Source organism: Caulobacter sp. FG7 (genome assembly GCF_057808875.1).
The window spans coordinates 54,292-68,695 of the sequence record NZ_JBMDIW010000005.1; the positions used below are offsets into that span (position 1 = coordinate 54,292).

Below are 14,404 nucleotides of genomic sequence, written 5' to 3' on the forward strand. Positions count from 1 at the left end.
CTCAGGATTCGGACGGTGGCAACGCCCTCCAAATTCTTTTTTTGGACCTATTTTCACGCTTGCGACTCTCCTGACCGCCGCCTATAAGCCGCCTCCCAAGTCGAGCACAGCCAACCGGCGGCGCGGCTTCGGAAGTCGGAGTGTGGCTCAGTCTGGTAGAGCACTGCGTTCGGGACGCAGGGGTCGCAGGTTCAAATCCTGCCACTCCGACCATCTTCTCTCCCGAGAAAATTTCCTTATTTGCACCGCCCGAGCGAGAAGTTCGGCAGGTTGCTTGCTGTTCATTTGACCGCAACGCGACAGCCGCTAGCTTGCGACGACATTGAAGCGCGACGGACGCACGACCACCTGTGCTTTTCCGCCGCCGCGCTTTGGCTATCGCAACGGGACCCCGATGAAGCAGTTTCTCATGACCGTGGCCGGCGTGTTCGTCGGACTGGTGCTCTTTTTGGTCGGGGTTCCTTTCATACTGATCGTGCTGGCGGCCGGCGCGGCCCGCCCTGCCCCGGTGCCGGCCAATTCGGTCGTGCAGCTGGACCTGCGCGGCGGGCTGTCGGACCAGGATTCGCAGAACCCGTTCGCGGCCTTCGGCGGCGGCGGCCAGTCGGTGATGGGCGTGATCGAGGTGCTGCGTCGCGCCGAGACCGACGACAAGGTCAAGGCGGTGTTCGTGCGCCTGCCCGAGGGCGGCATCGCCCCGGCCTCGGCCGACGAAATCGCCCAGGCCTTCAAGCACTTCCGCAGCGTCGGCAAGAAGCCGATCTTCGCCCACAGCCAGGGCATCTACCCCTCGGGCATGTCGACCTCGACCTACCGCCTGGGCGCGGCGGCCAGCGAGTTCTGGATGCAGCCGGACAGCTCGCTGCAGGCCGTGGGCGTGGCCAGCGAGACGATGTTCTACAAGCGCCTGTTCGACAAGTACGGCGTCAAGGCCGACTTCGAGCAGCGCTATGAATACAAGAACGCGGTCAATCCTTACCTGAACAGCGACTTCACCCCCGCCCACCGCGAGGCGACGCTTTCGTGGATGGGCTCGGTCTACACCGGCGCCCTGACCGCGGCCGCCCAGGACCGCAAGCTGGATCCGGCCCGCCTGATCAAGGCCATCGAGGCCGGCCCCTACAGCGCCCAGCAGGCGCAAGGGCTGGGCCTGATCGACAAGGTCGGCCAGGTGAAGGAAGCCCAGGACGCCATGCTGGCCCGCGCCGGCAAGGGCGCCAAGCTGGTCGAGTTCTCCGACTACGCCTCGCGCTCGAAGAAGGACCTGCCCAAGACCGGCGCGGCCATCGCCGTGATCGGCGCCGAGGGCCCGATCGTCACCGGCACATCGGGCCAGGCCTCGCCGTTCGGCGGCGACAGCACCATCCATTCCGACGAGACCGCCAAGGCGATCTACGACGCGATCGAGGACAAGGACGTCAAGGCGATCGTGCTGCGGGTGTCCTCGCCCGGCGGGTCGGACACGGCCTCCGAACAGATCCTGGCGGCCGTCAGGGCCGCCAAGGCGGCCGGAAAGCCCGTCGTGGTCAGCATGGGCACCTATGCGGCTTCGGGCGGCTACTGGATCAGCAGCCAGGCTTCGGCGATCGTGGCCCAGCCCTCGACCCTGACGGGCTCGATCGGCGTGTTCGGCGGCAAGTTCGCCCTGGGCGAGGCGCTGTCGCGCTTCGGCGTCGACACCCGCCAGGTGACCGTGGGCGGCGACTACGCCGGCGCCTTCGGCACGGGCCAGGAATTCACCGCCGACCAGCGCGCCCGCTTCTCGGCCTGGATGGACAATATCTACGCCGGCTTCATCAATCGCGTGGCCGAGGGCCGCAAGCTGCCGGTCGAGCGCGTCCGCGAGATCGCCAAGGGCCGCGTCTGGACCGGCGTCCAGGCCAAGGAACTGGGCCTGGTGGACCAGCTGGGCGGCTTCTACGACGCCGTCGACAAGGCCAAGGCGCTGGCCAAGCTGACGGGCGACGTGCGCCTGAAGAAGATCGGCGGGCCCAAGTCGCCGTTCGACGCCCTGGAGAAGGCCCTGGGCGTCAGCTCGGCCTCGATGCGCACCGTGGCCGCCGCCGCCTGGATCCTGGGCGACCCGCGCTCCGAGGCGATCCTGGACGAGATGGCCAAGACCCGCCTGCGCTCGCAAGGCGCCAGCGTCCTGGCCGACACGCCGACCTACTGAGGCGCCGGCGAGGTTCGCCAGAAAGGCCGCTCCGCAAGGGGCGGCCTTTTTTGTTGCCGGACGCCGCCCTTCCTTCCGGACGCCCCCCAAGGAAGAGGGTCTGAAACCTCCCCCTGTGGGGGAGGCGATCGCGTCAGAGATCCGTGGGGAGCGATTGCGATCCCTCCAACACCTCGAAAGCTGAAACCGCCTCCCCTCTGGCCCTTCGGGCCACCTCCCCCAAAGGAGGCGGATCTCAAGCGCGCAAACAAAAACGGCGGGCCCTTGCGGACCCGCCGTCGATGCCGTCGAGCCCGGCGATCCGAGGACCGCCAGGACGAACGCCAGGCTGCTTAGAAGCGCAGCTTGGCGCCGAGGAAGTACGAACGACCCAGGATGTCGTAGGTGTTCGGGTCGGTGTTGCCGTCCGGCGAGTTGTCGAACACCGGCGGCTTCTTGTCGCCGAGGTTGCGAACGCCGCCGAAGACTTCGACGTTGTCGTTGATGCCCCAGCGAGCGCTGACGTCGTGGTACATGAAGGCCTTGACCTTCGAGTAACCGCCGTCGTCGAACTCGGGGATGTTGCCCTGGTTATCCATCTTGCCGACGTAGGTGCCGGTGTAGGCCAGGCGAACCGGACCGACGTCGTAGCCAACGCGCAGGCTGGCCTTCCATTCCGGCAGCGAGGCCGAGATGTTGTAGGCGCCGATGGTGCCCTTGTAGTCGATGCCGTCCAGCTCGTAGCTGTCGAGGTAGGTGGTCGACAGGTCGAACTGCAGCTTGTCGCCCCAGACGCCGCCGGCCCACGGCACGTTCCAGCCGTACGAGACGGCCACGTCGACGCCCTTGGTCTGCAGAGCCGACACGTTGCCGAGCGGCGCGCGGGCCTTCAGGTTGCCGGCCGCGTCGCGGTAGATCAGCGGCAGGTTGATGCCCGAGTCGAAGCAGGCCGACGAGGTCAGGCTGCCCGAGGCGAAGCAGTCGGCCACGATGCCCGAGACGCCGCCCTTGATGGTGCCGATGTAGTCGTCGATCTTGATGTCGTAGTAGTCGACGGTCAGGCTCAGACCCGACACGAAGCTCGGCTGCCACACCACGCCAGCGGTGATGGTTTCCGACTTTTCTTCGTTCAGGTTCGGGTTGCCGTAGAAGAACGACTCCGTCTGGGTGTTCTGGGCGACGAAGGCGTTCGTCACCGGGTTGAAGCCCAGCTGGGTGGTGCAGAACGCGATCGTCGAGGCGCTCAGGTTACGCGGCAGACCGGTGCCCGGGTTGACCGTGGTGCAGGGGTCGAGCACGGCCGGGAAGCCTTGGTCGCCCGACTGGTACAGTTCGAACACCGACGGAGCGCGGCTGGCCTTCTGGAACATCGCGCGCAGCTTGATGTCCGAGATCGGCTTGTATTCCACGCCGACCTTGTAGCTGTAGACGCTGCCGACCGACGAGTAGTCGGAGTAGCGGCCGCCCAGTTCCAGGCCCAGGTACTGCACGCCGGTCACGTCGGCGACCAGCGGAACCACGGCTTCGGCATAGAGTTCGCCGACGCTCGAAGCGCCGCCGACGGCGCGCTCGGCGTTGAAGCCGAAGATGTCGCCGGCGTTCTTGGCCGCGTCGGGGGTGAAGGCCAGGCTGTCTTCACGCCATTCGGCGCCGACGGCCACCGACAGGTCGCCGGCCGGCAGCTTGAACAGCGGACCGGTGGCGTACACCGAACCGACGTTACGCTCGAACACCGTCAGGTCGGTGAAGTTCAGGCGGATGAAGTTGGCCGCGGCCTGCGAGATGGTGCCGGCGCCGAACATGTTCAGCGGGGCGCAGGTCGGGAACAGGGCCAGCGAGGCGGTCGAGCAGCTGGTGGTGCTGGAGCCCGGGCCCGTGGCGATCGCCGCGGCGACCTTCGAGCGCGAGACGTCGTTCTGCACGCCGACGCGGAACTCGGTGCGGCCGAAGCTGTAGAAGGCTTCACCGGTCCAGCCGTGGCCCAGATCGGCCTTGAGGCCGAGGTTGATCTGGTACAGGTCGGAGTCGCGGGTTTCGACGCGCGGACCAACTTCTTCCATGCGGCGATCGAAGAAGATCGGCGCGGTCGGGTTGGTGCGGGTGGCCAGCAGAGCGGCCAGGGCCGGCGAAACGAACGCGTTGTTGTACGGGATCTGGATCGCGGTCGCCGGCGTCGGAGCCAGCTGGGCCGAGTTGCGGCTGTCGGCGTAGTAAAGCTCGGCCGTGGCGGTCAGCCAGGGCGCGATCTCGTAGTTGCCCAGCGCGGTGATGTTGAAGCGCTCGCCCGGCGACAGCAGGTTGTTGACCGGAGCGAAGTTGTAGCGGTCGCTCGTCGGGCCGAGGCCGAAGTCATTGACGAACGGACGCGGCGTGCCGTCGGGGTTGAAGCCGTAGCGGACGTTGCGCGGGTCGCCCAGGGTCGCCGAGTAGAAGGGGTTGGTGCCGACGGCGTTGGCCGCACCGGTCACGCCCGTGCCCGAACCGCCGGCGTTGGACACCAGCGACCACGGACGGTCGGCGTTCGGCAGGATCTTGTCGCGGCTGTAGTAGTTGGCGTAGGCGGTGACGTTACCCTTGCCGTCCGGCGTGTTGGCGCCGATCAGGACGTAGGTGTTGGTGGTCTTGCCGTCGCCGATTTCGGTGCCGGTCCACTGGGTGCCGACTTCGACGCCTTCGAAGTCCTTCTTCAGCTGGAAGTTCACGACGCCCGACAGAGCGTCCGAACCGTACACGGCCGAGGCGCCGCCGGTGACGATCTCGACCTTGTCGATCAGGGCGGTCGGGATGTTGTTCAGGTCGACGGTGTTAGCGCGCGTCGACGGGTTCATGCGGTGGCCGTTGACCAGCACCAGGGTACGCGACGCCCCCACGCCACGCAGGTCGACGGTGGCCGTGCCGTCCGAAGGGTTGTTCGAAGCGGCGGTCAGGCCGGGCATCACTTGCGGCAGACGGTTCAGCACGTCTTCGGTGGTGGTCGAACCAGCGGCCTGGATGGCCTCCGACGTCACCGTCGAGATCGGGCTGTTGGCCACATAGTCCTGGCGCGCGATACGCGAGCCGGTGACCACGACGGCTTCGATTTCCGTCGACTCGCCTTCGGGAGCCGTCTGGGCCGACGCCACACCGGCGCTGGCCGCAGCGATCGCGAGGCCGCTGATGATGGTCGTCGTCAGCAGGCGCTTACGCGTCATCTGAATCTTCAATGGAATCCCTCCGAGAATGGGCCGGCAGGGACAAAGTCTCCAGCCGTTAAGCCCACGTCTTGCAATCCCAGGCTGCTCACAGCCCGGTTGGCGGGGACGTTAGGAGCGCCCGCTCTCGGCGGTCAATTTCCGATTACGGTTATGTAACCTGAAGCATCGTGCCTGTCGCAAATTGAACACACTGCTGTCGCCTATGCGGCAGATTACAGCCGCCAGAACCGCGTTATACGGCCAAGCTAGCGCATGATTGTTCAAATAAGGCGGCTTAGTGGCAATTTTCTCCACTTTGAAATAACGCCACTACCGGAATATGTTCACTTCCTGAAACGCGATTCTCGCACGACGCTCCCCTTGCGGCCTCGTGTGCGGCCATAGTGGCGCCACAATCTGGCCGCGTGTCGTCCGCGACACATATCGGTCCGCCTCCCGGACCGCCCTTCGCCATCCGGACCCGTTCATGCGCCCGTTGCAACTTCCGCTCGCCCTCGTCGCAGTCGCCCTTTCCTCGACGGTCCTCGCCGCCCCCGCCGCCGCCGGCCCCACCGCGCTGGACGCGGTGACCGCCTGCCGCGCCATCCAGGAGGCCGATGCGCGCCTGGCCTGCTACGACAAGGCCGCAAGCGCGCTGGTGGCCGCCGACGCGGCGGGCGACATCGTGGTGCTGGATCGCCAGAAGGTGGAGACCGTCAAGCGCGAGGCCTTCGGCTTCAACCTGCCCAAGCTCGACCTGTTCGGCGGCAAGGGCGAGAAGCCCGAGGCGCTGGACCGCGTCGAGGGCGTGGCCAAGCAGGCCTGGCAGAACGGAACCGGCGGCTGGACCATCGTGCTGGAAGACGGCGCCAAGTGGGACCAGGTCGGTCGCGATCCGGTGCGCCGCGCGCCCAAGCCGGGCTCGAAGATCGCCATCCGCAAGGCGTCGATGGGGAGCTTCTTCCTCAATATCGACGGCCAGACGGCGATCCGGGCGCGCCGCGTCGACTAGTAGGGCTTGCCCTGGCCGCCCGCGCCGCGCATCTGAAGGACCTTATTACAGAGGTTCTTCGAGGCCCGACGCCCATGACCGATTTCCGCCGCGTGACCGACAGCCTGTCGGTCAGCCCCCAGATCAGCGCCGACGACGTGGCCCGGGCCAAGGCCGAAGGCTTTGCGCTGATCGTCAACAACCGTCCCGACGGCGAGGACCCCAGCCAGCCGACCAGCGCCGAGATCGAGGCGGCGGCCAAGGCCGCGGGTCTTTCCTACCTGCACGTGCCGGTGCGCGGCGGACCGACCCAGGAGCAGGTGGACGCGGTGCGCGAGGCCGTCGAGGCCGCCGACGGCCCGGTCCTGGCCTTCTGCCGCTCGGGCACCCGCTCGATCGTCACCTGGTCGATCGGCCAGGCGCTGTCCGGCGCGGCCGACCGTGAAACTCTGGTGAAGCAGGGCTACGAGGCCGGCTACGACCTCTCCGGCGTCCTGCCGCACTGAAGTCCCGTCTAGTAGCCGCCCAGCGTGCTGACGCGGGCGGCCATCGGGCTGGGCTCGGGCTCGCAGGACGCCAGCACGAACTGCGCCGCAATGAGACACAGGATGGCGAAGGCCGCGCGCTGGAGCCGTTTTGAGACAAAAATCGCCGTGTCGGCCGCCATGATCCGTACTCCGCAGGGTTTACGAGTCGTTAAGCGCAAGACCGGCGCCGCTCTGGATGGGTCGCGATGATCCCCTTCGTCCGCGAGATCGAGTTCGAGTACGGCCACTGCGACCGGGTCTCGCCCTTGATCCGGCGGGTGATCGCCGACAATCCCGGCCCGTTCACCTACACCGGCACGGGGACCTACATCGTCGGCCGCGGGACCGTGGCGGTGATCGATCCGGGTCCCGACATCCCGGCGCACCTGGACGCCCTGCTGGCGGCGCTCGAGGGCGAAACCGTCAGCCACATCCTGGTGACCCACCACCACGCCGACCACTCTCCCCTCGCCGGTCCTCTGGCGCAGCGCACGGGCGCGCGGATCTGGGGCCGGCCGGCGCCGGCCGTGAAGGTTTCCGAGGAGACCGGCGTGCAGCTCGACGCCGAGGACGACGGCCATTTCCGGCCCGACATCGAGATCGCCGACGGAGACCTGTTCGAGGGCCCCGGCTGGACGCTGGAGGCGATCACCACGCCGGGCCACACCTCCAACCACGTCTGCTTTGCGCTGAAGGAAGAGAACGCCCTCTTCAGCGGCGACCATGTCATGGGCTGGTCGACGACGGTGATCACCCCGCCCGACGGCGACATGGGCGACTATTTCGCCAGCCTGGCCAAGATCCAGGCGCGGGACTTCGAGACCCTTTGGCCCACCCACGGCTCGCCGGTGCGCGAGGTTGCGCCGTTCCTGGCCGCCTATGTCGACCATCGCCGGGCGCGGGAGGCGCAGGTTCTGGCCGCGTTGGCTGGTGGTCCAGCGCGGATCAATACGATGGTCCCAGTGCTCTACGCGGCGGTGGATCCGCGCCTGCATCCGGCGGCCGCCCTGTCGATGCTGGCGCACCTGGTGCTGCTGGTGCGCGAAGGCCGGGTGGTCTGTGACGGGCCGCCGGGACTGGACAGCGAGTACCGGCTGGCCTGAGCGCCACGCCCGTCACGCGCCATCTTTTACTTGCTTCCCTCGCCCCCGTGGCGAGGGCCCATGCCGGCGGCCGCTCAGACCTTTGCCGATCGAGAAAGGCCTGAGCGGCGGAACCATGGGTCCTGGGCACAAGGCCCAGGAAAGCAAAGAAGGTAGGTTCGAGCCGCGTCTACAGCCGCGCCTTGACGCTGGCCCGCAGCGTGCGCGGCGCGCCGGGGAAGATCCAGACGGGGCTGTAGGAGCTCTGGGCGTAGTGCTCGTCGAAGAGGTTGTCGACCTCCAGGCGCAGGTCGATCTTCGGGGTGACCGCGTACTCCACCGCCGCCTTGGCCTTCCAGTAGGACGGCAGGATCAGGCCCGAGCCGTCCAGCGCCCCGGCCCGGTCGCCCATGTAGCTCGCGCCCACCGTCAGCGACCACCGCTCGAAGGTTCCGACCGCGAAGGCGCCGCCGGAGTGCTCGGGCACGTTCAGCACCGCGTCGCTGGCGAAGGCCGTGTCGTCGGCTTTCGCGTCGGTCCAGGCGTAGTTGACCACCACCCGCCAGGCGGCGCTGACCTCGAACGAACCGTCGAACTCGACGCCCCGGCTGGTCAGCTGGCCGACGGGGGCCAGGAAGCTGGCGTCGACCGGGTCGTTGGCGAGGATGTTCTGCTTTTCGATGTCGAACAGCGCGACGGCGAGATCGACGCCCGGCCAGCGCCCCGAGAGGCCCAGCTCCCAGCCCTCGCCCTTCTCGGGCGCGAAGCCCTGGCCGGTGCGGCCGGTGCCGGAGTTGAGCAGGAACGAGCGGCCGAAGCTGGCGTGGGCGGTCAGGGCGTCGGTCAGCTGGTAGCGGGCGCCCAGGCGGTAGTCGACGGGCGAGCCCTCGCCGCGCCCGACCGCGCCGGTGCGGTTGTTGCGCACGGTCTGGCGGTAGTCGTCGACCTGCACCCCGGCCAGCAGGCTGAGGCGCTCGTAGACCTGCCACAGGTCTTGGGCGTAGAGGGTGGTGACGCGCCGGGTCTCGCGGTTGTCGGTGAAGGGCAAGAGCGGCAGGGCCTGGCCGCCATAGACCGGGGCGTCGATCGAGATGGCGTGCGGCGCGGCGGCGGTCGGGTTCCGGCGCAGCAGGAACTCGCTGTAGTCGAGGGTGTAGCCCTTCACCCCGACATTGAGGTGATGCGCGCCGATGCGGCCGTCGAGCTCGATGCGGCCCGAGACGTCTTCCACCGCATAGTCGCGCTCGCGCCGCTGGCGCCACAGCTGGCGGCCGACCAGGCGCGACTGGTCACTGGAGAAGCCGTGCATGTCGCCGGTGCGGTAGGCGAAACCGGCCGTCAGCCGCCAGTCGGGCGACAGCTCGTATTCCCCGGTCAGCTGGTGGCGCTCGTTGCGGAAGCGGGTGGTCCCGTCGCCCGGCTCGCCGAAGAAGCGCGAGCGCGGGATGGCCAGGGCGTCGCCGTTCACGGCCGGCACGCCGCGGTCGAAGGGCGCGTCGAAGACGGTGAACTCGCCCACATAGGTCAGGCGCAGGGCGTCGGTCGGCCGCCAGGTCAGGGACGGGGCGATGGCGCGGCGGTGCAGGTCGACATGGTCGCGCCAGCCGTCGCTGCGTTCGTCGGCGACCACTAGGCGAGCGGCCAGGGTGTCGGACAGCGGGCCGGTGACGTCGATCTCGCCCCGGCGCAGGCCATAGGAGCCGACGGTGGCGGCCACGTGACCGCCGCGTACGAACTGCGGGGTCTTTGAGACGATGTTGACGCGGCCGGCCGGATCGATGTCGCCGAACAGGGCGCCGGCCGGGCCTTTCAGGATCTCGACGCGCTCGGCCGTGGCCGGGTCGCGCGGCGGGGCCAGCCCACGGTTGGCCAGGAAGCCGTCGACATAATACTCGGCCCCGCCGTCGGGCGTGCCGAGAAAGCCGCGGATGGCGAAGTTGTCGAGGAAGCCGCCGCGGTTGTTCTGCTGGGAGACGCCGCTGGTCAGCTCCAGGGCGTCCGCCAGGCGTCCGGCCCCGACGGCGTCGAGCAGGTCACGCTCGACCGAGCGACTGGACGGCGAGGTGGCCTGGGTGATCTCGCCCGCGCCCAGGGTGACGTCGCGGGCTGCGCCGCGCCGGCCCAGGATGACGATCTCGCCCACGGCGTGGGGCTCCGCCTCGGCGGCCGGGACGGTTTCCGGCGGCTCGGCGGCGGACAGGGCCAGCAGGCATGCGCTGACGCAGCTCCACGACAGGGGCAAGAGAGCGACTCCGTTTGTAATGTTATTTCATATCAGCTATGCCGCGACCGTGATGCTGTCAACCGCCCCCGTTTCCACCGCCCTCCCCGCGCCGCAGACCAGCACGGGGGCGGGCCGGATCGCCGCCATCGACGCCCTGCGGGGGTTGGTCATGCTGCTGATGATGGTCGACCACGTGCGGGAGTTCTTCTTCATCCACGCCCAGGTCTCCGACCCGATGGACGTGGAGGCGACGCAACCTTCCCTGTTCTTCACGCGGCTGGCGGCGCACCTGTGCGCGCCGGTGTTCGTGGCGCTGACCGGCCTTGCCGCCTGGCTCTATGGCCGCAAGGCCGGCGGGAACGACCCTGCCGCCATCGCCCGCGCCGCCTCGGGCTTCCTGTTCAAGCGGGGCCTGTTCCTGGTGTTCCTGGAACTGACCTTCGTCAGCTTCGCCTGGAGCTTCGACCTGACGCCCAGGACCTATTACCTGCAGGTGATCTGGGCGATCGGCCTGTCGATGATCGCGCTTTCGGCGCTGGTTCACCTGCCGCGCGCGGCCCTGGTCGCCGTCGGTCTCGTGATCGTGCTGGGCCACAACCTGCTGGACCCGATCAGCATCGCGCAGGGCCAGCCTGGCCATGCGCTGTGGGCGATCCTGCACGACCGGGGCTTCATCGACCTGCCCTGGGGCGCGCGGGCGCGAACCTCCTATCCGCTGCTGCCGTGGATCGGGGTCGCGGCCCTGGGTTTCGGCGCCGGTCCGTGGTTCGTCGGCGCCTGGCGCGACCGGCGCAACCGCCTGCTGCTGACAGGCTTTGGAGCGCTGGCGCTGCTGGTGATCCTGCGCAGCCTGAACGGCTATGGCGAGACGCCTTGGGTCGTCGGCTCAAGCCCGGTGCGCACGGTGATGAGCTGGCTGAACGTCACCAAGTATCCGCCCTCGGCCGACTTCCTGCTGCTGACGCTCGGTCTCGGGGCCCTGCTGCTGGCGGGGCTGGAGAAGGCGCCGGCGCGGCTGGTGTCATGGCTGGCGGTGCTGGGCGGCGCGCCGCTGTTCTTCTACCTGATCCACCTCTACGCCCTGCACCTGCTGCAGCTTGCAGCGGTCGCCGTACTGGGCCCCAACCAGGGCGAGGTGTGGAGCCTGCCGGGCGTGGCCTCGATCTGGCTTCTGGCGGCGCTGGCGGCCATCCCTTGCTGGTACGCCTGCCGCTGGTTCGGCCCGGTCAAGCGGGCCAGCCGCCAGCCGTGGATGAAGTATCTGTAGCGCCTGGCGTCGCCCAAGCGCGATCCGGGGGAGAAGTGCGCCCCTCTCAATCCACACTATATAAGATCGCTGCGCGCACGGGGGCTGGGCTTTACCGGGTCACACCTCGTGACTTACGCCTGGCCCGTGGCTCTTGAAGAGTTCCGGTCTTCGTGCGCTACAGCACGATCTAATAGAGTGGACTGAAGGAACGACGACATGGCTTTGCTCGACCAGCTCAAGGCTGACCAACTGGCGGCGCGCAAGGCGAGCGACCGGCTGAAGGCCGACGTGCTCACCACCTTGATCGGCGAAGCCACGCAGATCACGACCGAGGAATTCAAGCGCGGCGTGACCGAGGTCACCGACGAAAAGGTCGTCGCGACCGTCGCGAAGTTCGCCAAGAACACCAAGCTGACGCTGGACAACCTCGCGGCCGAACGCGCGCGGCTGATCCAGGCCGGCGGCGATACGTCGAAGGTGGACGAGCGGACCAAGGCGGCCGAGACCGAACTGGCGATCTTGTCCTCGTACGGGCCCAAGCAGATGTCGGAAGCCGAGCTGCGCGCGGCCATCGACGACTTCCGGGCCAAGAACCCGGACGCCAATGTCGGGGCGATCATGACCCACCTGAAGACCAGCTTCGGCGGCCAGTACGACGGCAAGACGGCCAACGCTCTGGCCCGGGGCTGAATTACGAGCGGCTGCGCGGTCTCCAGGCGGGACCGCGCAGCGACGCGCTGACATCAGATGGCGCCGCCGTGCTTGGACACTTTGTCCACGACACCCGCACGAATAAAGTTGGTAGACCGCCCTCCGTTAGCGAGACGCTGCGAATTAGCTTTCAGCGCCCCGAACGGAGTAATGCTGTGGATTGGGCGAACTGGTTTCCTATCGTTTTCTTCCCACTCAAGATCCTGGTGCTCGGGATCGGCATGTTCTTCTCGATCAAGTGGCACCACGATCAAGACAAGAAGAAGAAGGCGCTGGAGCAGGAACGCGCGGCCAACGCCGCGATGGCGGTAAGCGCGCCTCAGCCCGCAAGCGTGGAAGCGGCGCCGGCCGGCGGGCAGTAATCTGTTCGGTCCGTCGAGACGGCAATGGTCCGATACTCGACACACGCCGCCGCCCTTGCTGAAATGGCCTCGGCGCTCTCCCCCCGCGCCAAGTTCGAGCGGCGTAATTCTTCATGTTCACCAGCGACGAGACCGCGCGCCTGACGGCCCTGCATGAGTATGGCCTGGTGGACACCCCGCCCGAGGCGGCGTTCGACCGGATCACCGCCCTGGCGGCCGAGTTGTTCGACACCCCGATCGCCGCCGTCACCCTGATCGACGCCGACCGGCAGTGGATCAAGTCGATCGTCGGGCTGGAGCCGGGCGGCACGCCGCGCGAGGACGCCTTCTGCCACTACACCATCGAGTCCGACGAGGTGATGGAGGTGCTGGATCCGGAGGGCGACGACCGCTTCCGCGACAACCCCTTCGTCACCGACGACCCGAACATCCGCTTCTACGCCGGCGCGCCGCTGAAGCTGCAGAGCGGCCATCGGCTGGGCGCCCTGTGCGTCATCGACCAGCGGCCGCGCCCGCCGCTGACCGCCGAGGAGAAGCGGCGGCTGAAGGCCCTGGCCCAGATCGTCGTCACCGAGATGGACCTGCGGCTGCTCAACGCCCGCAACGAACTGCTGACCCGCCGGGCGCAGGCCGCCACCGAGGCCAAGAGCGAGTTCCTGGCCAACATGACCCACGAGCTGCGCACGCCGCTGACCAGCGTGATCGGCTTCAACGGCCTGCTGGCCGCCTCGCCCAACCTGCCCGAACGTGAACGGATGCTGGCGACCAAGGCCAAGTCGGCCGGCGAGAAGCTGCTGACCATCGTCAACGACGTGCTCGACCTGGCGCGGCTGGAGGCCGGGGTGTTCAGCGAAGCCGACGAGCCGATCGACGTGGCCGAGGCAGCGCGATCGGCCGTCGAGCTGTTCGCCGAGCGGGCCCTGGCCAAGGAGATCGCCCTGACCGCCGAGATCGCCGGGGCCCTGCCGACGGTGCGCGGCGACGCCTCGCGCCTGCGCCAGATCCTGGTCAACCTGCTGGGCAACGCCCTGAAGTTCACCGAGCTTGGCCAGGTCGGCCTGGTCATCGCGCCGCGCGGCGGAGACCTGGTGATGACCGTCACCGACACCGGCGTCGGCATTCCCGCCGACCAGCTGGAGCGGATCTTCGAACGCTTCGAGCAGGCGCCGGGCGCGGCCAGCCGCTTCGGCGGCACGGGCCTGGGCCTGGCGATCTCACGCCGGCTGGCCCGTCAGATGGGCGGCGAAATCACGGTCAGCAGCCGGGTCGGCGAGGGTTCGACGTTCACGGTGACCCTGCCGGGGGCCTGACCTAGGAGATCATCACAACTTTACATAGAGAAAAAATCGCCATTCCATGCCTTCGGAGCGGCTGGCGATCATCGGCTGCTCGGCCTTCGATGGAGAACGAGCTTGCTGGCTTACGAAACCGCTATCGCGGTCAGCGCGACGGAGACAAAGGCGATCCAAGCGCTCAGGGTCCGCGACACCGTGCTGGCGGCCGGGCTGAATCGGGACTGGAAGCCTGCGAGCATCGAGTACGCTGGCGGCGTCCCTCCCGGAACGCCGTACCCGGCCATACGTCTCATGGTCGAAGGCGGGCGCAGTCTGATCGGCATGGGGGATCAGATGCTCCTGACGGCCAAGGGCCTGCGGCCCTTGACCCATATCGTCCCTGGCGACCAGTTGATCCAGGCCGACGGCCAGAGCGCCGTCGTTTCCGCTTCGATCATCGAGATGTTCAGCGGAGGGGAACAGGCCATCGCGACCTCGTTCCAGCCGACCACGAACCCGGAGGGGCACCTGCTCATCGCGCAAGGTTTCGTCGTCGCCGACTACATGCTCAGCATTGGCCTTGCGCGAGGTGCTCGAAATACGCTGGACGGCTCTACCGAAGAAGCCGCTCCCGCCCAGCCCCCGGCCTGAACCCGTCA

At 68.0% G+C, this 14,404-nt stretch carries 12 protein-coding genes and 1 tRNA gene; 10 read left to right on the forward strand and 3 right to left on the reverse strand.

Going from position 1 to position 14,404, the window contains the following annotated elements; all coding sequences use genetic code 11:
- The first annotated feature begins 136 nt into the window (after positions 1-136).
- Positions 137-213: transfer RNA gene (locus ACODR1_RS05765), tRNA-Pro, on the forward strand.
- A gap of 181 nt (positions 214-394) precedes the next feature.
- Entirely contained in the window at positions 395-2,173 is a 1,779-nt protein-coding gene (gene sppA / locus ACODR1_RS05770; protein WP_488879589.1) for a signal peptide peptidase SppA, read from the forward strand.
- Positions 2,174-2,505: 332 nt separating this feature from the next.
- Here the strand turns inward: sppA and ACODR1_RS05775 are convergent, their stop codons facing one another.
- The gene (locus ACODR1_RS05775; RefSeq protein WP_488879590.1) at positions 2,506-5,343 is read right to left on the reverse strand and encodes a TonB-dependent receptor plug domain-containing protein; all 2,838 of its coding nucleotides are present in this window, start codon (positions 5,341-5,343) and stop codon (positions 2,506-2,508) included.
- A gap of 469 nt (positions 5,344-5,812) precedes the next feature.
- Here ACODR1_RS05775 and ACODR1_RS05780 point away from each other — a divergent pair, with 469 nt between their 5' ends.
- Positions 5,813-6,337: a hypothetical protein gene (locus ACODR1_RS05780; protein WP_488879591.1), complete on the forward strand. Its 525-nt coding sequence runs from the start codon at positions 5,813-5,815 to the stop codon at positions 6,335-6,337.
- A 74-nt stretch (positions 6,338-6,411) separates the two neighbouring features.
- Positions 6,412-6,822, forward strand: a complete 411-nt coding sequence (locus ACODR1_RS05785; RefSeq protein WP_488879592.1) for a TIGR01244 family sulfur transferase — start codon at positions 6,412-6,414, stop codon at positions 6,820-6,822.
- A gap of 8 nt (positions 6,823-6,830) precedes the next feature.
- Here the strand turns inward: ACODR1_RS05785 and ACODR1_RS05790 are convergent, their stop codons facing one another.
- Entirely contained in the window at positions 6,831-6,983 is a 153-nt protein-coding gene (locus tag ACODR1_RS05790; protein ID WP_058350375.1) for a hypothetical protein, read from the reverse strand.
- 66 nt (positions 6,984-7,049) lie between these two features.
- Here ACODR1_RS05790 and ACODR1_RS05795 point away from each other — a divergent pair, with 66 nt between their 5' ends.
- On the forward strand, positions 7,050-7,946 hold the full coding sequence (locus ACODR1_RS05795) for an MBL fold metallo-hydrolase (protein WP_488879593.1): 897 nt from the start codon (positions 7,050-7,052) through the stop codon (positions 7,944-7,946).
- 169 nt (positions 7,947-8,115) lie between these two features.
- On the opposite strand, the gene ACODR1_RS05800 is transcribed toward ACODR1_RS05795, so the two are convergent.
- The gene (locus ACODR1_RS05800; RefSeq protein ID WP_488879594.1) at positions 8,116-10,167 is read right to left on the reverse strand and encodes a TonB-dependent siderophore receptor; all 2,052 of its coding nucleotides are present in this window, start codon (positions 10,165-10,167) and stop codon (positions 8,116-8,118) included.
- Positions 10,168-10,219: 52 nt separating this feature from the next.
- Here ACODR1_RS05800 and ACODR1_RS05805 point away from each other — a divergent pair, with 52 nt between their 5' ends.
- From ACODR1_RS05805 to ACODR1_RS05825, 5 genes are all read left to right on the forward strand, one after another.
- Positions 10,220-11,416, forward strand: coding sequence for an acetyltransferase domain-containing protein (locus tag ACODR1_RS05805; protein ID WP_488879595.1), 1,197 nt, complete (start codon positions 10,220-10,222; stop codon positions 11,414-11,416).
- 198 nt (positions 11,417-11,614) lie between these two features.
- Entirely contained in the window at positions 11,615-12,088 is a 474-nt protein-coding gene (locus ACODR1_RS05810) for a GatB/YqeY domain-containing protein (RefSeq protein ID WP_488879596.1), read from the forward strand.
- Between the two features lie 176 nt (positions 12,089-12,264).
- A complete protein-coding gene (locus ACODR1_RS05815; protein ID WP_488879597.1) occupies positions 12,265-12,471 on the forward strand; it encodes a hypothetical protein in 207 nt (68 codons plus the stop codon).
- 113 nt (positions 12,472-12,584) lie between these two features.
- Positions 12,585-13,781, forward strand: a complete 1,197-nt coding sequence (locus tag ACODR1_RS05820) for a GAF domain-containing sensor histidine kinase (protein ID WP_488879598.1) — start codon at positions 12,585-12,587, stop codon at positions 13,779-13,781.
- Between the two features lie 102 nt (positions 13,782-13,883).
- Positions 13,884-14,396, forward strand: coding sequence for a hypothetical protein (locus tag ACODR1_RS05825; RefSeq protein WP_488879599.1), 513 nt, complete (start codon positions 13,884-13,886; stop codon positions 14,394-14,396).
- Positions 14,397-14,404: the final 8 nt, after the last annotated feature.

What these genes read in the sequence shown, in the direction of transcription:
- sppA (WP_488879589.1), top strand. Translation starts at nt 395, where the DNA reads ATGAAGCAGTTTCTCATGACCGTGGCCGGCGTGTTCGTCGGACTGGTG.
- ACODR1_RS05775 (WP_488879590.1), bottom strand. Translation starts at nt 5,343, where the DNA reads ATGACGCGTAAGCGCCTGCTGACGACGACCATCATCAGCGGCCTCGCG.
- ACODR1_RS05780 (WP_488879591.1), top strand. Translation starts at nt 5,813, where the DNA reads ATGCGCCCGTTGCAACTTCCGCTCGCCCTCGTCGCAGTCGCCCTTTCC.
- ACODR1_RS05785 (WP_488879592.1), top strand. Translation starts at nt 6,412, where the DNA reads ATGACCGATTTCCGCCGCGTGACCGACAGCCTGTCGGTCAGCCCCCAG.
- ACODR1_RS05790 (WP_058350375.1), bottom strand. Translation starts at nt 6,983, where the DNA reads ATGGCGGCCGACACGGCGATTTTTGTCTCAAAACGGCTCCAGCGCGCG.
- ACODR1_RS05795 (WP_488879593.1), top strand. Translation starts at nt 7,050, where the DNA reads ATGATCCCCTTCGTCCGCGAGATCGAGTTCGAGTACGGCCACTGCGAC.
- ACODR1_RS05805 (WP_488879595.1), top strand. Translation starts at nt 10,220, where the DNA reads ATGCTGTCAACCGCCCCCGTTTCCACCGCCCTCCCCGCGCCGCAGACC.
- ACODR1_RS05810 (WP_488879596.1), top strand. Translation starts at nt 11,615, where the DNA reads ATGGCTTTGCTCGACCAGCTCAAGGCTGACCAACTGGCGGCGCGCAAG.
- ACODR1_RS05820 (WP_488879598.1), top strand. Translation starts at nt 12,585, where the DNA reads ATGTTCACCAGCGACGAGACCGCGCGCCTGACGGCCCTGCATGAGTAT.